At 67.4% G+C, this 21,636-nt stretch carries 20 protein-coding genes; 6 read left to right on the top strand and 14 right to left on the bottom strand.

The genetic code is table 11. From position 1 onward, the window contains the following. Positions 1–132 precede the first annotated feature (132 nt). The 12 genes from ACS5PK_RS20425 to ACS5PK_RS20370 all read right to left on the bottom strand — a co-directional run bounded on the left by ACS5PK_RS20425 (position 133) and on the right by ACS5PK_RS20370 (position 12,855). The gene (locus ACS5PK_RS20425; protein WP_439442109.1) at positions 133–855 is read right to left on the bottom strand and encodes an MHFG family PEP-CTERM protein; all 723 of its coding nucleotides are present in this window, start codon (positions 853–855) and stop codon (positions 133–135) included. A gap of 297 nt (positions 856–1,152) precedes the next feature. Next, on the bottom strand, positions 1,153–1,572 hold the full coding sequence (locus tag ACS5PK_RS20420; protein ID WP_439442108.1) for an SWIB/MDM2 domain-containing protein: 420 nt from the start codon (positions 1,570–1,572) through the stop codon (positions 1,153–1,155). 270 nt (positions 1,573–1,842) lie between these two features. Then, positions 1,843–3,258 carry a flavodoxin domain-containing protein gene (locus ACS5PK_RS20415; RefSeq protein WP_439442107.1) on the bottom strand — a complete coding sequence of 472 codons (1,416 nt, stop codon included), beginning with the start codon at positions 3,256–3,258 and terminating at the stop codon, positions 1,843–1,845. A 46-nt stretch (positions 3,259–3,304) separates the two neighbouring features. Beyond that, a complete protein-coding gene (locus ACS5PK_RS20410; RefSeq protein ID WP_439442106.1) occupies positions 3,305–4,333 on the bottom strand; it encodes an FAD:protein FMN transferase in 1,029 nt (342 codons plus the stop codon). A 3-nt stretch (positions 4,334–4,336) separates the two neighbouring features. Next, on the bottom strand, positions 4,337–5,155 hold the full coding sequence (locus tag ACS5PK_RS20405; RefSeq protein ID WP_439442105.1) for a DUF4198 domain-containing protein: 819 nt from the start codon (positions 5,153–5,155) through the stop codon (positions 4,337–4,339). A gap of 11 nt (positions 5,156–5,166) precedes the next feature. Next, the gene (locus ACS5PK_RS20400) at positions 5,167–5,697 is read right to left on the bottom strand and encodes a DUF2271 domain-containing protein (RefSeq protein WP_439442104.1); all 531 of its coding nucleotides are present in this window, start codon (positions 5,695–5,697) and stop codon (positions 5,167–5,169) included. Positions 5,698–5,724: 27 nt separating this feature from the next. Further along, positions 5,725–6,363: a PepSY-associated TM helix domain-containing protein gene (locus ACS5PK_RS20395; protein WP_439442103.1), complete on the bottom strand. Its 639-nt coding sequence runs from the start codon at positions 6,361–6,363 to the stop codon at positions 5,725–5,727. Beyond that, positions 6,360–7,037, bottom strand: coding sequence for a Fe2+-dependent dioxygenase (locus ACS5PK_RS20390; protein WP_439442102.1), 678 nt, complete (start codon positions 7,035–7,037; stop codon positions 6,360–6,362). The genes ACS5PK_RS20395 and ACS5PK_RS20390 overlap by 4 nt, the downstream gene beginning before the upstream one ends. 39 nt (positions 7,038–7,076) lie before the next feature. After that, on the bottom strand, positions 7,077–9,407 hold the full coding sequence (locus tag ACS5PK_RS20385; RefSeq protein ID WP_439442101.1) for a TonB-dependent receptor domain-containing protein: 2,331 nt from the start codon (positions 9,405–9,407) through the stop codon (positions 7,077–7,079). 173 nt (positions 9,408–9,580) lie between these two features. Continuing rightward, positions 9,581–10,684, bottom strand: a complete 1,104-nt coding sequence (locus ACS5PK_RS20380; RefSeq protein WP_439442100.1) for an alpha-hydroxy acid oxidase — start codon at positions 10,682–10,684, stop codon at positions 9,581–9,583. After that, positions 10,681–11,448, bottom strand: a complete 768-nt coding sequence (locus ACS5PK_RS20375) for an energy transducer TonB (RefSeq protein WP_439442099.1) — start codon at positions 11,446–11,448, stop codon at positions 10,681–10,683. Before ACS5PK_RS20375 ends, ACS5PK_RS20380 begins: the two co-directional genes overlap by 4 nt. 444 nt (positions 11,449–11,892) lie before the next feature. Continuing rightward, positions 11,893–12,855, bottom strand: a complete 963-nt coding sequence (locus ACS5PK_RS20370) for a TerC family protein (RefSeq protein ID WP_439442098.1) — start codon at positions 12,853–12,855, stop codon at positions 11,893–11,895. Positions 12,856–13,173: 318 nt separating this feature from the next. Between ACS5PK_RS20370 and ACS5PK_RS20365 the strand changes: the two genes are divergently transcribed. Next, complete coding sequence (locus ACS5PK_RS20365; RefSeq protein ID WP_439442097.1) at positions 13,174–13,533, top strand: phage holin family protein; 360 nt, start codon at positions 13,174–13,176, stop codon at positions 13,531–13,533. Positions 13,534–13,550: 17 nt separating this feature from the next. On the opposite strand, the gene ACS5PK_RS20360 is transcribed toward ACS5PK_RS20365, so the two are convergent. Continuing rightward, on the bottom strand, positions 13,551–15,146 hold the full coding sequence (locus ACS5PK_RS20360) for a M48 family metalloprotease (protein ID WP_439442096.1): 1,596 nt from the start codon (positions 15,144–15,146) through the stop codon (positions 13,551–13,553). Positions 15,147–15,252: 106 nt separating this feature from the next. Between ACS5PK_RS20360 and moaC the strand changes: the two genes are divergently transcribed. Then, positions 15,253–15,735 carry a cyclic pyranopterin monophosphate synthase MoaC gene (gene moaC / locus ACS5PK_RS20355; protein ID WP_439442095.1) on the top strand — a complete coding sequence of 161 codons (483 nt, stop codon included), beginning with the start codon at positions 15,253–15,255 and terminating at the stop codon, positions 15,733–15,735. Positions 15,736–15,757: 22 nt separating this feature from the next. Here the strand turns inward: moaC and ACS5PK_RS20350 are convergent, their stop codons facing one another. Then, positions 15,758–17,503 carry a Wzy polymerase domain-containing protein gene (locus ACS5PK_RS20350; RefSeq protein WP_439442094.1) on the bottom strand — a complete coding sequence of 582 codons (1,746 nt, stop codon included), beginning with the start codon at positions 17,501–17,503 and terminating at the stop codon, positions 15,758–15,760. Between ACS5PK_RS20350 and ACS5PK_RS20345 the strand changes: the two genes are divergently transcribed. From ACS5PK_RS20345 to ACS5PK_RS20330, 4 genes are read left to right on the top strand one after another with little or no spacing between them, the layout of a single operon-like run. Next, complete coding sequence (locus tag ACS5PK_RS20345) at positions 17,484–18,815, top strand: glycosyltransferase (RefSeq protein WP_439442093.1); 1,332 nt, start codon at positions 17,484–17,486, stop codon at positions 18,813–18,815. The genes ACS5PK_RS20350 and ACS5PK_RS20345 overlap by 20 nt on opposite strands. After that, complete coding sequence (locus ACS5PK_RS20340) at positions 18,808–19,749, top strand: hypothetical protein (RefSeq protein ID WP_439442092.1); 942 nt, start codon at positions 18,808–18,810, stop codon at positions 19,747–19,749. Before ACS5PK_RS20345 ends, ACS5PK_RS20340 begins: the two co-directional genes overlap by 8 nt. A gap of 58 nt (positions 19,750–19,807) precedes the next feature. Then, positions 19,808–20,428 (top strand): class I SAM-dependent methyltransferase, encoded by a 621-nt coding sequence (locus ACS5PK_RS20335; RefSeq protein ID WP_439442091.1) that lies wholly within the window; start codon positions 19,808–19,810, stop codon positions 20,426–20,428. A 5-nt stretch (positions 20,429–20,433) separates the two neighbouring features. Continuing rightward, positions 20,434–21,636, top strand: coding sequence for a hypothetical protein (locus tag ACS5PK_RS20330; RefSeq protein WP_439442090.1), 1,203 nt, complete (start codon positions 20,434–20,436; stop codon positions 21,634–21,636).

Raw genomic sequence — 21,636 nt, 5'->3', positions numbered from 1 at the left:
GAGCGGCCTCATCTGTCGCTGAAAATGCAGACGCCCGATGCAGTGCATCGGGCGTCGATGGCCGGCTGACGCCGGCCTTGTTCAACCGTTCTGAGTGTCAACCTAATTCAGGACGGGTCACGGTGCAGACGCTCAGTCGCGGCGATGGCGCGCCTTGAAGCCCATCGCCACCAGCCCGGCCAGGAACATCAGCCAGACGTGAGGCTCGGGCACGGGCGTCACCGAACCCGCCGGGATCTGCGGCGTGCTGCCGCCAGGCGTCGGCGTGAAGCTGCCGCCGCCGGTGTCCGTGGGCAGATTGGCCACCTGGGCAAAGCTGTTGCGGCCACTGGGCAGGTTGTCCACCACACCGGCGGCCGGCGGATCGATCAGCAAGGGCGCGTCCTCGGCATCCGACTTGGCGCCGATGATGTTCTCCGCAAAGGCCGGCAAGGCCGCCACAGGCTTGGAAGGCAGGCGCTTGATGCGGCTCACATTGCGGCACACCGTGGGCACGACCACGCACTGGTTGTCCTCGCAATAGACCAGGCCTCGCTCGGCGTGCTCAGCCGTCCACTTCTTGCGCGTCACGGTACGGCAGACATTGCCGCTGGCGCCGTAGTGCATGTCGCGGATCTCGGCGCTGTACTCGCCCTTGCCCTCGATGCTGTCGCGCCTGATGGTGACCATGTCCTCGTACTGGCGCTCGCTCATGCGCTTCTTGAGCTTCTGGCGCGTGGACTCGGGGATGTCCTTGTAGTCGTCGACCGCCTGCGCCACGTCGCCCATGAAAGGATTGACCCCCGGGCGGTCCCAGGAGCAATGAGGCAGAGTGAGGCCCGAGGCCGCCAGCGCAAGCGTCGCGATCAATGGCATGGAGAGTTCCGTTCGACGATGCTCCCGGTACAGCAAGGCCCGGGATGCTTGAACCCGTCTCACATGGGATGGGCTTTGTGGAGGCAAGTGTAGGGGCCACGCGGCCGCGCCACGGCCCGCGCCCCTCAATCGCGGGGCCGGCAGGGCATGCGGTATTCACGCTTTTCAGGGCATGCGTTCGCCCGCCGCTGGTGCCACAGACACTGGCGAGTTGCTCATCGCCGGACGAAAAAAAACCCGGCAGAGCCGGGTTCTGATGCGCAAGCGCGGCTGCCGTCAGCCACGCATCACGGCAGCTCACTTCAGGTGGCTGTTGATCAGCTTGGTCATCTCGAACATGTCGGCCTTGGCCTTGCCGAAGATTTCCTTCAGCTTGGCGTCGGCATTGATGACGCGCTTCTGCACTTCGTCCTGCAGCTTGTGCTTCTTGATGTATTCCCAGACCTTCTTGGTCACATCGGTGCGGGGCAGCGGTGCTGCGCCAACGATGGCCGCCAGCGCACTGCTGGGGGTCAGGGCCTTCATGAAGGCAGCGTTGGGCGTGCGCTTCTTTGCAGGAGCCGCAGCCTTCTTCGCAGGAGCCGCCTTCTTTGCGGGCGCTGCCTTCTTGGCAGGGGCGGCTTTCTTCGCAGGGGCGGCCTTCTTTGCCGGCGCAGCGGCCTTCTTGGCCGGAGCTGCCGCCTTCTTGGCGGGCGCGGCCTTCTTCGCAGTTGCCATTTCGATTCTCTCCATCAAAAGTTTGTTGATGTGCCGGGCCACGGGCGAAGGTCGTTCCTTCAAGTCTCTCTAGCACCCTGCGCGGCCTATGGTACTGCGGCCCTCTGGCAAAGAGAAGGCTTTGCAGGGGGAGGTTGCCCCTAAGACGGCCTCATTTGATGTCGTGCGGATTGCTTTTGTCGCGGCGCTGCATCAGTTCAGCACTGCCATGCCGCCAACAGGCCCATCAACACGGGCCTCGCAGGCCGCGCGCCCTCGGGACGCGAGGCCTCAGTAGACATCACGCCGGTAACGTCCTGATGCAATGAGCGCCTGCAGACCGGCCTCACCCAGCTGCTCGCGCAGCAGCCGATCGACGGCCTGCCCCATGCCCTGCAGGCTGCCGCAGACATAGATGGCGGCGCCATGCGCGAGCCACTCGCGCAAACGCTGCCACTCCTGCTGCAGTTGCTGCTGCACATGGCGGCCCGGCAGATCGCGCGAGTAGACACGGTCCACGTGGGCCAGCAGGCCTTCGCGGTGCCAGGCCTGCAGCTCCTCGTCGAAGTGCGTGTCGTGGCGAGCCTGCCGTTCGCCGTGCAGCAGCCAGACCGGCGCGGCCGTGCGACCAGCGCGCCATTGCTCGGCGCGACGCTTCAGGTGCGCGCGCAGCCCGGCCAGCCCGGTACCGTTGCCGATCAGGATCAGCGCCCGCTCCTCGTTGCCCGACTGACGGAAACCCTCATGAGCCCGCAGACGCATGTCCAGCGCCTGGCCTACTTCGAGTCGATGGCACAGCCAGGCCGAGGCCGCGCCCAGCTCGCCGCGTTCATCACGGCGCTCGCGCACCAGCAGTTCAAGGGCGCCATCGGCCGGCAGCGAGGCGATGCTGTAGGAGCGTGGCCGCTGTGCATCGCCGGGGGGCAAGACCTGGACCAGATCGCCAGCCTGCCACGTAGCTGCAACCTGGCCCGCCGCCGGGAGAGGTGCAAAGCGCAGCAGGTACAGCGGTGCGCCCTGGCTGCCCGGATTGAGGCAGCGGCGCTGCTGCAGGATCCAGCGTGTCGACACAGGCGCTGCATCCGGCTCCCTGTCTTGTATCGATGCCTCGCTCAGCGGCCGCTGCAGGACATCGCCCAGTTGCCGCCACCATTGATCGATCACGCGTGCATCCCCACAGTCGACCTTCAAGGCCTCGAACAAGGGCACGGCCCCTTGCTGTCTCAAGGACTGCTCCACCGCCAGCCCGAAGGCGCAGAACGCCCGATAGCGGCGATCGCCCAGCGCCAGCACGGCCATCTGCAGCCCATGGAGCGGCAATGGAGCCTCTGCCTGCATGCAGTGCCTGACAAAGGGCAAGGCGCTGTCGGGCGCATCCCCCTCACCCGTCGTGCTGGCAATGATCAGGGCTTGCCGGGCCTGCCCCAGCGCGCCGGCATCCGCCAGGCCCAGCGGCATCAGACGCACCGGGCGGCCCGTGGCACGCAGGCGCCGCGCGGTCTCCTCAGCCAGGGCCAGGGCCTGGCCGGTCTGGCTGGCATGCAGGACAAGAACGGCATCAGACTGCGCGCCCTCGATCGCCAGGCGCCGAGCCTCGGCTCGAACCGACCGGCGATGGCGCCACCACAGCCAGGTACAGAACGCCAGATAGCCCGCCAGCAGGAGCAGTGCGGCAGCCACTCGGGGAGCGCTGAGCAGCAGGGTCACCGGCCGGTCCTCCGCGCGGTGGGCTGCGAGTTTCGCGGCAGCAGACTCATGCCTCGTCCTCCAGCAGTGCCTGCAGCGTCGGCGACAGCAGCTGGCGCCAGCCGGTGGCCTCGCGCAGCACCAGTCGAGCCGCCAAGCCCTGCGATGCGGCCAGGGCCAGTCCTTGCTCAGGGCCTAGCACCATCAGCGCCGTGGACCAGGCATCGGCCCACATGGCGCTTTCGTGCAGCACGCTCACCAGAGCCAGGCCATGGGCCACAGGACGACCGGTGCGCGGGTCCAGGGTGTGCGAGAGACGTCGCCCCTGCTCGTCGAAACGGAAACGCCGGTAGTCCCCTGAGCTGGCCACGGCCAGTTGGTGCAGGGCGATGCGCAGCGCTGGCAGATCGCAATCGGCGGCTGGGGGCTCCACGTCCACCCACCAGGGCTGGCCCTCAGGCTTGAGGCCCTGCCCACGAAGCTCGCCGCCGATCTCGATCAGGTGATGCGGCAGGCCCAGCCCGGCGAGCAGGGTGGAGATGCAGTCGACCGCATGCCCCTTGGCGATGGCTGAGAAATCCAGCATCAGGCCGCCGGGCTGCATGAGGTGGCGACGCGACGCGTTCCAGCGCAGTTCACGCCAGGCCTGCAGGGGTGAGCGGGCCTGCGCAGCGGGCAGCCCAGGCGGGCCGAAGCCCCAGCGCTGCACCAGGGCGCCCATGCAGGGGTCAAAGGCTCCCGCGCTGATCGCCGCCACCTGTAGCGCGGCATCGATGACAGTGGCGAAATCCGCCGGCAGGTCCAGGCCCTCGCCCGCCGGCAGGCCATTGAAGCGGCACAGCAGCGAGCCAGACTCCCAGTGGCTCAGCTCCGCCACCAGCGCGTCCAGCCGCGCCTGCACGGCCGCCTCCACCGACGCCAGGCGCAGGTTTGAGGGCCCGTAGCAGAGCAGGGACCAACCCGTGCCCATGGTTCGCCCATGCAGGCTGTGCAAGACCTGCCCCCAGGGCGGCGCCTCCGGCAGCACCTGGCGAGGGATGGCGATCTGCGGCACAGGCGGCAGGGGCGCCGGACGCGGAGCCGGTATCAGGTCCATCACTCAGCGCGGCAGGACTTCAAAGCTGGCGCTGAGGCTGGCGCGGCGCAGGGGCTTCTCGCGCGTGCCGCTTGCACCAGGCACGGGCTTGTCGCCCTGACTGACGCCCAGCCAATAGCGACCGGCCTCGCTCCAGTCGATGGAGAACTCGCCCTTGGCATCGGTCTTGATCAGCTGCTCGCCCAGCTTGTAGCGGTAGCGGTTGCCCTCGCGCAGCAGGCGCACCGAGGCCTCGGGCAGAGGCTGGCCGTCAAGCAGCAGGCGGAAGCGGCTGCGGTCGCCATGGCTCAGCTCGGTCACCGGATCCAGGGGCAGCAGCTCCAGGCCCTGGCCCTCGGGCGCGAAAGCCAGCTGGCCCGGCACTTCCTTGCTGACGAAGATCTGCTGGCGGTTGTGCACCTGGGTCAGGCCCTGGAGCAGGGCCCCGGCGGGCAGTTCCTGGTCCAGGGTCGCGGGCGTGGCGCGGAAACGCTTGGTCTGGCCGTCCAGCACATAGCTGCCCATCACGGCCAGCTGCACATGGCTGACGCGGTAGGTGCCGTCCTGCGTGAGACGCAACTCGAAGCTCTCCCGGTGGCGGGCGGCCGTGCGCTGCTGGGCTTCGAGACGGCTGCCATCCGGCGCGGTGATCAGGATCTGCTCCAGCTTCAGGGCGCGCTCGAAGATGAAGAGATCCTCGGACACCGCGGCATCCACGGACACCACGGCTTCCTTGCCATTGACCTGGTAGCTGTTGGCCAGCAGCCAGGTCATGTGGGCGTGGGCATGGCCAGCCAGGCACAGGGCGAGGACGGTCAGCAGGGGTCGGGTCTTGCTCCACATGGTCGGACTCCTCAGGGTTTGATGTTCAGTTGCACGGTGCCGAGCTCGTGCTCGCCCTGGGCCTTGGCCTGCTGTGCCGCCTTGACAGGCCAGACGAATGGCAGACGCAGCACCTCGCGGCCACCGGCCTCGCGGGCGGCTTCCACCACCAGCTCGTAGCTGCCCGCCGGCAGCTGGACCAGGGACGGGTGCTTGTCCAGCTGCAGCACAGCCTCGCCGGGCGCGCGGGTGGCACCGCTGATGCCGTCCGCAGGCAGGCTCAAGGACCGGCCGCCCTGGCGCCACCACTGGCGCATGTCGCGCAGCCACTTCGTGCCGCCGTTGCTGGGCTTCTTGAGGTCGTACCAGACCGCCAGCTGCGCTGCGGCGCCGGCCTCGCCTGGCTTCTCCAGCCAGACGGCCACATAGGGCTTGTGGTACTCGGCCACGTTGAGTCGGGGGATGTCGAGCTTGAGCTGGACTTCAGCCGCCCAGACCGGCGAGCCCGCCAGGCCCAGGGCACCCAGGGCCGCCCAGCGGGCGCTGATGAGAGAGGTTTGCATGGGGTTGTCCTTCCAGATTCCTTGAGTTCAGTGCACCAGCAGCAAAGCCAGCAGCACCGGCAAGACCAGGCCCGCGCCGACCAGGGGCCAGGTGCTGGGGCGCCGCCCTGCGTGTTGCTGCAGGATCAGCAGGCCGGTGAGGCAGAACAGCAGGCAGGCGCCCGCGAAGACGTCGATAAACAGGCTCCAGGCCTTGCCCGCATGGCGGCCCTTGTGGAGATCGTTGACATAGGCCAGCCAGCCGCGGTCGCTGTTCTCGTACTCCAGCGCCCCGGTCTGACGGTCCAGGCGCAGCCAGGCGTCGCCGCCCGGCCGCGGCAGCGCCATGTACAGCTCCTCGGGCGACCATTCGACCGAACCGTCGCGGGCCAACTCGGCGTCCAGCTCGCGCACCAGCCAGTCGCGCACCGCCGCCGGCACGGGGGCGTCACCCTGCAGCGTGCTTGCGGCCAGGGCGGACAGCAGCGGGGCGGGCAAGCTCAGTTCGCGCTGGATCACGTGCGGCTTGCTCTCGATGTCGGCCGCATGGTTGAGCGTGAAGCCGGTGACAGCAAACAGCAACATGCCCACCAGGGACAGGGCCGAGCTGATCCAGTGCCATTGGTAGAGCGTGCGCATCCAGCCCGCTCCTGCCGGCTTGCGACCGGCGCCGTCGGCCGACTTCATTCCGCCCATTGCTGCAGCAGCTTGTGATAGTGGCCGGTGAGCGCTGTCACCTCGGCGTTGTCTCCCAACTGGCCGCGCAGCTTGACGATGGTCATGTCCAGCTCGAAGAGCATGGCCCGGCGCCAGGCATCGCGCACCAGGCTCTGCGTCCAGAGGAAGGAGGCGATGCGCGCGCCCGAACGCACCGGCTCGACCCGGTGCAAGGAGGTGGAGGGGTAGACGATGGCATCACCCGCCGCCAGCTTGACTTCGTGCGTGCCGTAGCTGTCTTCCACGATCAGCTCGCCGCCCTCGTACTCCTCGGGCTCAGACAGGAAGACCGTGGTCGACACATCAGTGCGCACGACCTGGCCGCTGCGGCGGTCTGTCTGCAGGGCGTTGTCGATGTGGTTGCCGTACTGGCCCCCGCCCTGATAGCGGTTGAACATGGGCGGCAGCACATGGCGCGGCAGCACGGACGAGACAAACAGCGGATGGCGCTGCAGGGCTGCGGCCACACGCTCGGACAGGGGCAGGAAGGCCGGTGACTCCGGACTCAGCTGCTCGTTGTCCTTGGCGCGAGCGGCCTGCGGGCCGGCCGTGGCAAGACCTGACACCCAGCCCGCTTCATCCAGGGACAGGCGCAAGGACTGCACCTCCGACTTGCTGAGGACTTCGGGAATGTGCAGCAGCATGCGGAACTCCTGGATGGCGGATGGATGTCAGCGCGAGGCTCAGAACAGCAGGTTGGCGCTCAGGCTCACATTGCGCTCGGCACCGAGCTTCATGCGCGCACCGCTGTTGTTGAGCGAGGCGATGTAGGTCTTGTCGAAGACATTGCCCACGTTGAGCTGGAACTTCAGGGCCTTGCTCCAGGCATAGGACGCCATCAGATCGGTCACCGTGTAGGCCGGGATGGTGGGCATGTTCTGCACCGCCGTGGCCGTGGTGATGGCGCGCTTCTGCTCCGAGACATGGCGCAGGCCGCCGCCCAGGGTGAAGTCGCCGAAGGTGTAGGAGGTCCAGAGCGTGGCCGTCCAGTCTGGCGACCAGCGCACGCCGATGGTCTCGGTCGTTCGGTCGCTGCTCCACTGGTCGGACTGCTTGGTCTTCATGCGGGCGATGCCGGCCGAGACCTGCCAGAAGTTGGTGATCTGGCCCACGGCCGAGAGCTCCAGGCCCGTCACGCGGGTCTTGCCCATGGGGACGGGATTCTTCAGGTCGTCGTAGGAGACCTGGCCCTCGTTGCGGGTGTGGTACAGGGCCGCGCTGACATTGAGACGGCGGTCCAGCAGCTCCCACTTGGCACCCAGTTCCACATTGCTGGTCTTCTGGGGATCCAGCGCAGCGTTGGCCTGGCTCGTGGCGCTTGAGGACAGGGCGAAGTTGTCGCCGCCCGGCGGGGTCAGGCTGTTGGCCAGCGAGACATAGACCGTGCCCTCGGCCACCGGCTTGTAGACCAGGCCCAGGTTCCAGCTCTTGAGCCAGTCGCTGCTGCTGAGATTGCTCGGCGCGAAGCCGCCCACGTCATAGCCCAGGGGCTTGTAGGTGGCCAGGTTGCCGCCCGTGCCGCCGGTCACCAGGGTGCTGCTGTTGGTGCGCAAGCTGTAGTGCTCCACGCGCAGGCCGCCGCTCAACTTGAGCTGCTCGCTGAGGTGCAGGGTGTCGAAGGCATAGAGCGCCTGGGTGAGACTGCGGCCGTCGGTGTCGGCGCCAGTGGCGATGGGCGTGCCCAGCGCGTCAGCCGGGTTGGGGGCGTAGAGATTGGCATTGGGCAGGGCGATGCCCGGCACCTTGGCCTTGTTCAGCACCACGTCGACGGTGCTGGTGCTGCCGTTGGTGAAGCCGCGGTTGTTCTGCGTCTCCATCAGCAGCTCGAAGCCGGCGCTGAGGTCGTTCTGCAGGCCAGCCAGCTTGAAGCCGGTGACCACATTGGTCTGGTTGCCCAGGATCTCGTTGCGCTGGTCCACCCGCTGGCGAGTACGCGCTACCTCAAGGGCCTTCGTGCCGGCATTGACGCTGAGACCGTTGACGCCGGTCAGCACGCGGTCCATGTGAGTGCGGCCGTAGCGGGTCAGGCTCTTGAGCTGCGTGCCACCGCCCAGGTCCATCTCCAGGCGGGCCGAGAACATGTCGGCATCGACCTTCTCGTAGTCTGAGGCGCTGCCGTAGTAGTTCTCGCGGCGCACCTGGCTGGCGGCCTGGAGCGTGGCGTTGGCGTTGTAGAAGCCCCGCATGCCCGTGGTGGGGATGCCACCATCCGGCACGTTGTCCTGGCGCAGATGCTGGGAGTAGAGGAAGACACGAGTGGGCGTGTTGAGACCGAAGGCGATGGAGGGCGCAATGCCCCAACCCTTGTTCTTGACCAGGTCGCGCCCCTCGACACCGCCATCCTGCACCATCAGATTGATGCGGGCCGCCGTGTTCGTGCCCAGCTGCACATTGCTGTCCAGCGTGGCACGCTTGCGGCTGGCGGTGCCCAGGCTCACATTGAGTTCGTTGAACTGGTCGGCCTGCGGCTGCTTGCTGATCAGGTTGATGTAGCCGGCGCTGGCACCTCGGCCGATGTCGGCGCCGGACGGGCCCTTGACCACTTCCACCGAGTCCAGGTTGAAGGTGTCGCGCGTGACAGCGCCGAGGTCGCGCATGCCGTCAACGAAGGTGGCGGACTGCGTGGAGAAGCCACGCATCTGGAAGGTGTCGCCGGCCGAGGTGTTGCCGTTCTCGCCCAGCTGCATGGTGATGCCGGGGGTGTTGCGCAGAGCGTCCATCAGCGAGGCCGCGCCCTGCTCCTGCAGCATCTCCTTCTTGATGACCTGCACGGTCTTGGGCGTATCCAGCAGGGGCTGGGTCAGCTTGGCGTTGGCGCTGGTATCAGCCTTGAAGCCAGACTCAGGAGCGGCGGTGGCCTTCAGCGTGGGCAGCACCTGCTCCCCGGCCTTGCGTGCGGGGGCCGCGCCTTCAGCGGCCAGGGCCAAGCTGGGCAGGCTGCCAGCCAGCAGGGCCAGGGCGGTGGTGCTCAGGCGGGCGGGGGCCGCGTGTTTGCGGCTCTTGATGTGCGACATGGAAGCTCCGTTTCGACGTTCAGGGGGGCGGCTGGCTACCGAAGGCCGGACCCCACACGCTCCTCGCCCTGCCGGGCCTTGGGCGCGAGGCACCCCGCCCGATCAAACGGATGGCTTGCTGCGACAGACCAATATTCTAGATGCGAAGCATTCGCATTTGCAATTGATTTATGTCAGGGAAGCGGCATTCCGTGCATGGCATGCACATCGGACAGGTCCCGACAACCGCACAAGGCCATGGTCATGGCCAACTCCTCCTGCAGAAGGCGGATCACATGAGCCACCCCCAAAGCGCCCGCCGCGGCCAGCGCATGGACCCAGCACCGCCCCAGCAGCACAGCGTCGGCCCCCCGCGACAGGGCCTTGAACACATCGCTGCCGCGCCGAATGCCACCATCCATCAGCACCGGCACCCGCCCCTGCACCACCTGCACGATGGCAGGTAGCAAGTCCAGACTGGCCGGCAGGCCGTCGAGGGTGCGACCGCCATGGTTGGACACGATCAGGCCGTCCACGCCGGCCTCCAGCCCCAGGCGGGCGTCCTCCGGATGGGTCAGACCCTTGATCAGCAGGGGCAGCGCAGTCGCTCGGCGCAGGGCCTCGACGTGCTCCCAGCGTGGGGCAACGGCCATGAGGCGATCAAAGACAGGATCCATGCCCGCCTGCCCAGGCGGCAGGGGCGCGCAGTCCTGCAGGTCCCGCGGGGCCAGCGCCCGCGGCAGGCGAAAGCCGGATCGTTGCTCGCGGTTACGCACGCCCGCGACAGGTGCATCCACCGTCAACACCAAGGCCCGGCAGCCGGCCTCTTCGGCTCGACGGACCAGGCGCAGACTGTCCTCCCAGTGGGGCTGGGCATAGAGCTGGAACCACAGCGGCCCGACACCCTGGGCAGCGATGGCCTCCACGCCGAGGGTGGACAGCGTGCTGATGATCATCGGCGTCTGCATGACGCCGGCGGCCAGCGCAGTCGCGGCTTCCGCATCAGGATGGAATAGACCCTGATGAGCCACCGGCGCCAGGAGCATGGGATGGGGCAAGTCCATGCCCAGCAGCCTGCAACGGGTATGGCCCCCACGAAGGTCGCGAAGCACACGGGTCTGCAGGCTCAGACGGGCAAAAGCGGCACGGTTGGCCGCCGCCGTGTGCTCGTCCGCCGCCGCGCCATCCAGATAGGCCCAGGCTGCCTCGTCCAGGCGCTCACGAGCGAGGGGTTCATAGTCCGCCGCAGCCACCACGTGCGACGGGATGCTCGTCAGCAGAGGTGAGCGCCAGCTCACCTGGAGAGCTCGTATTGAATGGGGGTGAGCACCAGCATCTCGACGGGTTCGCCGTTCTCGGCATGGGGCTTGAAGCGGGCGGCTCGCATCGCTTGCTGGGCCTGCTCGTCCAACCGCGCGAAGCCAGAGGACTGGTGCAGCGAAATCTGGCGCGGGAGGCCGTCACGATCCACCAGGACGCGCAGCACCACCGTCCCCCTCTCGCCCAGCCGACGCGACAGGGCGGGCACCGCGATGGGCGGTGCCTGTAGGTACTGGACGGCGCTGGCCGACACCTCACGGGGACCAGCATGGGCGGGACCCGGGCTGGCCGGCACCGGGGCAGGCGTTGACACCACCACCGGGCGCACCGGCGGATTCTCGGCCTGCACCGCCATCACCGGCGAGGGTGCCACCTGGATGACAGGCACCTCCACCGGCGGCACTGTCAGCTGCTGGAACTGAGGCGCCAGCATCGGGCGGACGACAGGCGGCGGTGTGGTCTTGGGCGGGGCCACCGTCACGAGCTTGACCTCCACCGGCGCCTGCCGCACCGGCATGGGCACGACGCCCATCTGCACAAGGCCCCATGCCATCACCACATGCAGGCCCAGCACAGGCAAGAGCAGGCGCTTGCTGCGCGGGGGCTGCCAGCCACCCGGGCCGAGCAGAGCCACAGGCTCCACGGACGACAGGGCCTCGCGCGAGGGACGGTTCACCTCGGCATTGCGCGAGGCGGCAGTCGAAGGGAAGTCCAGCGGAAAGGTGGCAATCGCTTGGCTCATGGCGCGGGGGCCGCGCAGCCTTGTCAGCCCGGCACCAGAGAGGCTCCGGACATCCCGCCACGCGATGGATTCAGGATGATGAAGCCATCATACACAATGCGAACCATTCGCATTTGCTTTTGCGCAAACATTGTGCGGCACATGTGCGGCACATGTGCGGCCATGTGCGTGCAGGTGCGCCCCCTGCGCCTAAGGCACCCGCTGCTGGCTGGACTGCCTCAGGCCAAGATCAGGTCTGTAGCTGTCCAGCCAGGTGCTGCTCCGTGCAGGAGCGTCCGGCGTCACTGCCGTCGGGCTGCATCAGCATGATGGTGGTACTGATGGAGTGCGCCTTCAGGGCCAGCAGGCCGGTTCGGCGGGGGGGGCGGCACCGCTCTCTCTTGTTCAGGCCCTCGTCGAGGGCCTTCTTCCATGCAAGGGCCCGGAGGTGCAGGGCCCTTGCGCTCAGGAGCGCGACACCGGCAGACGCGGCGCCGTGCGCACGCTGATCACCATGGTCACCGCCAGGATGAGGACCACCACTGCCAGCGAGACCAGCACCGGGATCTTGACCACGTCAATCAGCATCATCTTGGTACCGATGAAGGCCAGCACCAGAGCCAGTCCGTAGCTCAACAGGTGGAACTTCGCCGCCATCGCCGCCAGCAGGAAGTACATGGCGCGCAAGCCCAGAATGGCGAAGATGTTGGAGCTCAGCACGATGAACGGGTCGCTGGTCACTGCAAAGATGGCGGGGATGGAATCGACGGCGAAGATCACATCCGTCACGCCCACCAGAGCCACGACCAGGAACAGCGGCGTCGCGATCCGCTTGCCGTCCAGGCGCGTGAAGAAGCGCTCGCCATCGAACTGCGGGCTCACCGGCAGCACACGGCGCAGCAGCTTCAGGGCGGGGTTGGACTCCAGGTCCGGCTCCTGGCCGGCGGCCCACCACATCTTGATGCCGGTGAGCAGCAGGAAGGCGCCGAAGACATAGAGCACCCAGTGGAACTGCGCGATCAGCCAGCTGCCCACCAGAATCATCACCGAGCGCAGCACGATGGCGCCGACGATGCCCCACATCAGCACCCGCTTCTGGTAGGCCGGCGGCACCGAGAAGTAGGTGAAGATCATCAGGAAGACAAAGATGTTGTCCACCGCCAGGGACTTCTCGATCAGGTAGCCGGTCAGGAACTCCAGGGCCCGGGTGTTGGCCAGGGCGGTGTCGCCACTGCTGTCGCGCACAGCCCACCAAAGGAGCGCATTGAAGGCCAGGCTCAGGGCCACCCAGACCAGGGACCAGCGCAGGGCCTCCGGCAAGCTGACCTCATGTGCGCCCTGCTTGCGCAGGAGAACGAAGTCGACAAACAAGGCGCCCAGGACGGACACCACAAAGAAAAACCACAGCCACAGGGGCGCACTGCTCATGGGAGACTCCCGCAAGACGTCGAACACAGGATACCCGGGCGCCTGCGAGGCGCACGGACATCGACAGCTTACGGAAGGTCTTGCGGGGCATGGCCTGCGCACAGGGACTGGCGCGGACCGGCTGCGGGGCCCGGGCGCTCTCGCGAGCACCGTCTTGACGGGCGGCCGCCTCGGCATGATGGCCGAGAGCTACTCCCCTTCCGAGAGACCGCATTGTGCACCAGCAGGCATCACCTTGCGCAAGGCCGGGATGATCCAGGGCAAGTCCCGAGCGGCTCTGCGCGCCAAATTCACGGTCACGCAGGTATGCTCGCCGCCATGAAGACGCTCACTCGTTGGCTGCTGCTGGCCGGCGCCCTGCTGCTGGTCGCCCACCTCTACCCCGGCGTGGAGGTGAAGAGCTTCGGCGCGGCCATGATCGCCGCCCTGATCCTGGGCCTGCTCAACACCCTGCTGAGACCCATCCTGGTACTGCTGACGCTGCCGGTCACGGTGGTGAGCCTGGGGCTCTTCCTTTTCGTGATCAATGCCCTGATGTTCTGGGCTGCGGCCGGCGTTCTGGACGGCTTTGCAGTGACCGGTTTCGGCGCAGCCTTGATCGGCTCGCTGATCTACAGCCTGTGCGGCATGCTGATCGACACCGTGGTGGAGCGGCTCTTTCCCTCGCCCATGGACTGAGACACCCGCCGCGGCACTCAGGGCAGCTCAGCCCCGGGCGGCACGCCGCGGGGATTCATCTCCAGCAACAGCTGCCGGCGTTCGTACAGCAGGCTGCGCAGGCGCGCGTCGATCACCGAGGCCTCGAACTGGTCGGCGTTCTGAGTGCGCGAGAGACGCATGCCAGAGCGCAGACGATCGATGGCGCCATTGAGGTCTCCCATGGCCGCCCGGGACTCGCCCTGGGCGCGGACGGCGCGCAGCGGCTGCTCCAGCTGAGTCCACAACTGGGACAGCAGGCCCCAGGCGCCAGCGTCGCCAGGCTGCAGGCTGACGTGGGTCTGCAGCGCTTCCGCCGCGGCGCGCACGCGCTCGGGCTGCTTGTCGACCTGGGCCAGTTGGCCGCGCATCATCAGGACCGCACGGCTCTTCTCCGGCAGGGCCGACAAGGCCAGATAGCCCGCACCGGCGTCACCGCGGGCCTGTGCCAGCTCGGCGCGCAGGAAGGCCAGGTCGCGTCGCGCACGCGCGTCGTCAGGCACAGTCTGACGCTGCAGCAGCTCGGCCTGCTGCAGGGCCGTCTCGGCGCGGTTGAACTCCCGCAGCTTGATCGAGGCCAGCGCACTGGCATAGCGCGCGGCCAGCTGTTCGTGCCCGTGCACCAGGGTCTGGCGCACGCCGGCGTCCATGCCCTGGAGCTGGCGCCAGGCTTCGGCGCGCGCGTCCATCAGCACGCGGGCACGGGCCGCCATCAGGGCATGCTCGGGTGAAGTCTCCAGCGCAGCGGGCATCTCGGTGCCCAGGCGCAGGCGCGCGTCGCCGATTCGCTCGGTGGTCAGCGGGTGGGACCGCAGGTAGGGGTAGGCCCCTGAATCCATCAGGTGGTAGGCCTGATCCATGCGCTCGAACATGCTCACCATGCCCAGGCCCTGGAAACCCGCGCCCAGCATGACGTTGAAGCCCACGCGATCGGCCTCGCGCTCCATGTCCCGCGAGAAGTTCAGTGAGGCCTGCGCGGCGGCGGCCTGGCTGCCCATGATGGCCGCGTTGGCCAGGTCCACGCTGCCCGTCTTGGAGGCGGCGATCAGACCCAGCACCATGCCGGCCATTGCAGCCATGCTGTTGCGCGAATCGCCGACGATGCGGCGTGCAATGTGCCGCTGTGTGATGTGGGAGAGCTCGTGCCCGAGCACCGAGGCCAACTCGTCTCGGGAGCTGGTGATGGCCAGCAGCCCGAGGTGCACGCCCACATAGCCGCCCGGCAAGGCAAAGGCATTGACGCTGCGATCGCGGACCAGGAAGGCCTCCCAGGCAAAGCGCTCGGCGGTGTCATCGCCGATATTGCCCTGGCGTTTGGCCGCCTCGACAAGGGGGGACCAGATGCCCTGCACGTACTCGAGGAGCAGCGGATCGTCCAGGTAGTCGGGATCCGGGCGGACCTGGCGCATGATCTGCTCGCCCAGGCGCTTCTCGGCGCCGATGCTGAGGTCATCCGACACCGAATCGCCCAGGGCCGGCAGATTCACCTGGGCACGCAGGGGCGCAGCCGGCAGCAGCATCAGGCCTGCGCACAAGGTCGCCAGCAGGCGCTGCGTCAGCGGCTTGCTGGGCACCATGGCACGCGTTGTCTTCACCAAATCTCGTCTCCCTCGGCCCCATCAGAACCACTGTGCAGGCCCGGCTGGCAAGCCGGGTCGCTCGCTATCATGGCAGCCATTCCTTAAGCCTGTGTTTCTGCCGATGAATTCGCCGCTCACCCATTTTGACGCCCAGGGCCAGGCCCATATGGTCGATGTATCCGCCAAGGCGGTCACCCACCGGGTCGCGCGCGCAACGGGCTGCATACGCATGCTGCCCTCGACCCTGGCCCTGATCCAGGGCGGTCATGCCAAGAAGGGCGACGTCCTGGGCGTGGCCCGCATCGCCGCCATCCAGGGCGCCAAACGCACCAGCGAGCTGATCCCGCTGTGCCATCCCCTGCCCATCACACGGGTAGCGGTGGCGTTCCGCATCGACGAGGCCGCCTCCACCGTCCACTGCGAGGCCCAGGTCGAGACGCTGGGCCAGACGGGCGTGGAGATGGAAGCCCTCACCGCCGTCCAACTGGGTCTGCTGACCATCTACGACATGTGCAAGGCCGCCGACCGCGGCATGGTCATGGACGGCATTCGCGTGATGGAGAAGAAGGGCGGCAAGAGCGGGGACTGGCTGGCCGAGGCCTGAGGGGTCCCGCTGCGCCCAGGGCTCAGCGGAAGTCCTCGTAGCGATAGTGCTGCTGCGGCGGTTCGCACTGGAAGGGCCGCATGGCGTGGGCCGGCCAGTTGTTGCACTCGGCCAGCCATTCCTCGGCTGCCGCGTTGTGGAACTCGCGCAGGCGCTGCACGAGGTAGCGCGCCTTGTCAGTCTCGCCCACCGCATGCAGGGACTGGGCCCAGGCAATCATCAGGCGCACGTCAATGAGGTTGTGGCCGGTGCGCCGGGCAGCATCCAGCGTGTCCCGCGAGGGCACAGGTACCGTGGCAGCGGCATAGTCGGCGCTCGCAGCGAACAGCAGGCTGCGCTGCCCCCGCGCAATGCGCTCATCCAGGGGCGCCAGGCGCGGCCCGGCACGGTAGATGTCGACGATGTGCCGGTAGTCCCAGGCGGCGAAGGCCGCGCCCGCGATCATCAATGCACCACAAACCTGCAGCAGGCCTTGGCGCAGGTCCGGCCTGGAGGGGGCAAGGGTCAGGTCTTGCGCATCCGGGGTCGAAGCCACGCCAGAGGGCTCTTCGCGCGCCAGCGCCAGGCCCAGCGCGAAAGCCGTGGGCAGCAGGAAGTAGAGGTACCACAAGGGGTACTCCAGCATGCTGTGCAGACCTATCATCAGCACCACCATCAGCGCGCAGCGGCGCTGCAGCGCATCTGCGCCGCGGGCTTGCCAGGCGGCCCGCCAGGCCATCCACAGCAGCCAGGCCAGTCCTCCCAGCATCAACAGACCCAGGGGCCAGCCCATCTCCACCAGGATCTGCATCACCAGGTTGTGACAGTGGTCAAAAAAGGCCACCGGCCGATCGGGGAAGGGTGTGAGCGTCCAGGCGAAATTGAAGTCACCCCAGCCCACGCCGCGCCACGGATGCTGCTGCAGAAGTGCCCAGCTGTTCTTGAGGATGGCCACCCGCGACGGCGAGCCGGCCCCCTCGGCCAGTCGAGCCTCCGCACCGAAGGCATGGCCGCTGACAGCCGACCACCAGTGCATGAACTGCCAGGAAGCGTAGGTCAGCAGGGGCGTGATCAGCAGGCTCAACCGGGCTTGGCGGCTCAGCGCGGTGTCCACCGCCCCCCACAGGGCCAGCAAGGCGACGCCGAACCACATGCCGGTGCGCGAGGCACTCAGCACCACGCAGAAGAGCAACAACCACAGCGTCAGCGGCAGCAGCGCGCGCAGTGCCGGGCGCTCACGCCCCCAGCCCTCGCTGAGCCAGACCGCTGCGATGCAGCCCCACAGCAGCAGACTGGCCAGGTGATTGGGCTGGCGGATATTGCCCACGGCCCGGCCCGCAATGCCGGACCGCGCAATCCAGAAGGCATCCACCCAGTCCGGCAGGAAGACCTGGGCCAGGGACACCAGGGCGCCGCCCAGCGCAGCCAGCAGCAGGCCCAGGGCGAATGCGCGCCCCAGGGTCTGGCCTTGCGACGAGGCACCTGCGCGGGCACCCGCCAGTGCCAGCATGCCGGCCATCAGCAGAGCCAGAGCCGGCAGCAAGGCCAGGGCGGTCCAGGGAATGCCCAGCAGCGCGCCCAGCACGGCGACGGCAATCGCCAGCAGCCCTGCAGGGCTGCGCGGCAGCAAACCCCAATCGGCCTGGCGGCTCTTGAGCGACAGGGTCAGCAGCACGCCGCCCCACAGTCCCAGCGCCAGCAGCTGATTCAGCAGCGTGGTGGACGGAGAGAGGCTGTAGGCGAGCAGCGAGGGAAGGGCGGCAGCGAGGATGAGGGCGAGCGGATTCACGTCGCGCAGTCTATCCATTCGCGGGCAAGCAGCCACCCCGCTCACACTTCGTCACGGCGCATGGGGATGGACAGCGGCGACAAGCCCCTTCCTGCGAGCCACAATGGCGCGCTATGCCGAAACTCCTCTGTCGACTACCCGGCAATCCTCATCCTGGAGTCGCACCTTGAAGCCGCCTGCGCTGGTCCTGATCACCACCTCCTTTCCGATTGCAGGAGATGGCAGCGAAGCCGCAGGCGCCTTCGTGGGCGACCTGGCTCTCGAACTGGCGCGTCACACCCAGGTGCGTGTCGTCGGGCCCGGCCCCGAGACAAGGCGTGAAACCTGGGCGCCCGGCGTGGAGGTGTTCCGCTATGCTGCCCCGCCGCAGGCGCTCTCGACACTCAAGCCTTGGAAGTTGCGCGACTGGCCCTGGATCGCCCGGGTGCTGCGGGGCGGCTTATCCGCCACGCGCAACGCGGTAGCCGCCGATCCTCACTGCCGCATCGTGGCCCTCTGGGCGCTGCCTTGCGGCGACTGGGCTCGACGCGTGGCCAGGGAACGCGGGCTCGACTATGCAGTGTGGATGCTGGGCAGCGATGTCTGGACCCTGGGCCGCATTCCCGTCGTGCGGCAGATCCTGGCCCACACCATCCGGCAGGCCAAGAGGGCCTATGCGGACGGCTATCAGCTGGCGACGGACGCACAACACATCAGCGGCAAGCCGATTCGCTTCCTGCCCAGCACGCGCCACATCGCCTGCAAGCAGCCGATCCCCCCCCGCAAGACCAGCCCCTATCGCCTGCTGTTCCTCGGGCGTTGGCATCCCAACAAGGGCGTGGACCTGCTGCTGGACGCGCTGGCAGGCCTGCGGGATGAAGACTGGTCCTGCATTGAAAGTGTGGAGATCCAGGGCGGCGGTCCCATGGAGGCCTTGGTCCGCGAGCGGACGGCAGCCCTTCGCGCGAAGGGCCGGCCGGTCGAAGCCGGCCGGTTCTTGAGCAAGGACGAGGCCGAAGCAGCCATCCAGCGTGCCGACTGGGTGCTCATCCCCTCCCGCATCGAGAGCATTCCCGTGGTGTTTTCAGATGCCATGAAGCTGTCGCGCCCCGTGGTCGCCATGCCCGTGGGCGATCTGCCGGCCTTGCTAAGACAATCCGCTTGCGGCGTACTGGCAGGCGCTGTGGATGCCAGCAGCTATCGGCTCGCGCTCCAGACCGCCTGCAGGACCGATCTGGCAGGTTTTCAGGCAGGTGTGGCTGCCATGGCCGAGCAGTTTGACCTGTCCCGGGTGGCGACCCGCCTGCTCGAACGGACCGACACCGATGGCTGAAGTTTCTTGGCGGCGGCGCTTGCGCTGGCTGATGATGCCTCTGGCGGTGGTATCGCTGGGCTGGACTGCCAGCCTGCTGGCTGATTCCTGGCCTGCATTGCATCACAGCCTTCCGCAGGTCCAATGGACTTGGCTGCTGTGGACGCTGGCCCTGAATGTGCTGTCTGGCTACCTGGCCTTCGAGGCCTTTCGCGCCTTGTTCAACAAGGTGCAGCCCTCGTCCTACGGACGTCTTCAGATGGCGCACCTCTACTTTGCAGGCCAGTTGATGAAGCACCTGCCGGGCAGGGTGTGGGGGCTTGCCTATCAGGCGGCACAGGGCCAACGCGCCTCGCTGGCGCAATGGGTCGCCGTGACCTCGGTCTACATGGTCCTCAGCACGGCGATCGCCCTATGGGTCGCTGGCACGGTGCTGAGCTTCTACGTGGCGTGGATCTGGGGACTGGCCGCCTTCGGTGCAGGAGTCGCGGCGTACCTGCTCGGATGGCAGGCCGCTCCGCTCAAGGCACTGCTTTCTCTGGCACGCCGAGCATCGCTGCCAGCCCTGACGCGGTTGAGTGATGCCCTGCAGCCCTTCACCAATCTGGACGCGCACTTCAAATGGCAGGTGCTGGCCTGGTTCCTGGCCAGCTGGGGCTTGTATCTGCTGGCATGGGCCGGCTACGGCATGGCGTGGCCCGGGCTGCAGGCGATAGACGGCGTCTGGCTGTGCTCGCTCTATACGGTGGCCTGGTTCGTCGGCTACGCCAGCCTCGTCACGCCCTCCGGCCTTGGCGTGCGCGAGCTGACCTTCGTCCTGTTGGCGCAGCAGTTCCCGGCCGATGTGGTGGCGGGCATGGCGGTGCTCGGTCGCCTGGTGCTGCTGTGCGTCGACGTGCTGCTAGGCGCGGCGTTTCTACCCTTTGGAGCCCCCAACGATGACAAGCCCTGCTGATCTGCCGGCCTTTGACGATCAAGGCCTGAACATCGGGGATCCTCGCGATTCTCTGGGAATGAAGACCGCCTACATCACCTTGCTGCAGGAGAAGGCGCTGCAGAAGTACATCGGACACGGCACAGGAAAGGCCTTGGACGTGGGCTGTGCCTATGGCCGCATGTGCCAGACGCTTGCCGGGCTGGGCTATCAGGTCACTGGCGTCGAACCCTCCGCCCGGGTGCTCGAAGTCGCTGCGCGTCTGCACCCCGGACATGAATGGATTCAGGGCAGCATGCCGAACCTGCCATTCGAGGACGAGTCGTTTGAGCTGGTGTGCCTGTTCAACGTGGCCCGGCCGCTGCATCTGCTCAACATCGCAGCCGTTTGCAGCTCCATCACACGGTTGGTGAAGCCGGGCGGTCGCCTGGTCGTGATCGACAACCTCCGGGAAGGCGACTCCCGCTATCTGCCGCAGGCCTGGTTCGATGCCACCTTCGCGCGCGACGGGCTCGTCCCCAGCGGCCGCATTCCCATCCGGGCCAGCCGCTGGCCCCTCATTTACCTCATTCGCTATGGGCTGATTCCCCAGCGCTGGTTCGAGGCAATTGCCAACTGGGAGCTGAGGCGCATGTCGAAGCGGCGGGGAGTGCCTCGGCTCAGCTATTACAACTACCTCTTCATCTACACCAAGGCATGAACCCCATGGCGCCAGAGGCTGTGATCATCAGCAGCGGTTCGGAGGTGGTGAGCCTTGCCGTGGCAGAGGCCACCCAGCGTGCAGGTCTGCCTTATGCGGTCATCGCACTGGTCCCGCAGAGCGTGCTGCGTGGGGCGCCGGGCTGCACCGCCTTGGTCGACTTGTCCGGCGAACGCGGCGACTGGCAGCGCTTGCGCAGCAGCTTCCTCAAGGCATTGGCACAAGTCTGGCAGACAGCAAGGCGTCCGCTGGCCATCTTTCCCACGGAAGATGGCAGTCTGCGTCTCATCAACGAATGCCGTGACGATGTGCTGGCCTATGGCGAATTCTCCCGTTCGCGTGCGCTGCGCATGGGTGGGGTCGACAAGGCAGAGGTGGTCGAACAGGTGAATCGCGCCGGACTGTCGCGAGGCATTGCACGGTCGCTGGTGCTTGAACAGCCCGAAGACGCCCTTTCGGCCTTTGACGCCCTGGGCATCGATGCCGTCATCAAGCCGGCACTCAAGCCGCTGGACATGGATCTTTCAGGCATGGGCGGCCACGGGATCAAGGTGATCACCCGCCAGGACGCCAGCGAGGAGCCCCGGCAGATCGTCCAGCGCCTGGCCACCGCCTGGCCCTTAAGCCAGCGATGGATCGCTCAACCGCGCCTGAAGGTGGGACCCGGCCTGGAGCGCAGCGTCTGCGCTTCACGCGGAGCCTCGCGTATCCAGGCCTGCCAGGTCCAGGAGCAGGCCAAGTATCCGAGGATGGGCGGTACCGCCTTCTGGGTGTCCATGGACCGGCGGCGGGACCTGATCCCCGCAGCCACCGAGCTGATGCAGACGCTGGATGTGGTCGGCCTGTGCGAGCTCTCCTACCTGCCCGATGCGGATGGGCAGGGTCAGATGATCGAATTCAATCCCCGTCCCTGGCTACAGCTCGGACTGGTGGAGCATGCCGGCTTCCCCATCGTCGCCGCCGCCGCTGCCGCCTTGCGGCACGTGCCCCAGGGAGAGGTGCGCCAGGACTGGCACGAGGCCGACTGGCTGCAGCCGGAACGCATGATGCTGGCCTTGCTGGCAGGCGAGCTGTCGCCGCTGGCGCTGATTGGAGCCGGGTGCGTGATGTTCAAGTCTTCCACCACCCTGGGCGGCTATGGCAGCCGCATTCCCCGGGCTCGCAGCCGCCTCGCACGCCGCTCCCTGCGCAAGTTGCTGGGTCGCTGA

Origin of the sequence: Roseateles sp. DB2, from assembly GCF_051857535.1 — a bacterium.
Classification (GTDB): Bacteria; Pseudomonadota; Gammaproteobacteria; order Burkholderiales; family Burkholderiaceae_C; genus Roseateles_B.
The sequence above is the reverse complement of the archived record's forward strand: the minus strand, read 5'-3'. Positions and strand labels throughout refer to the sequence as shown.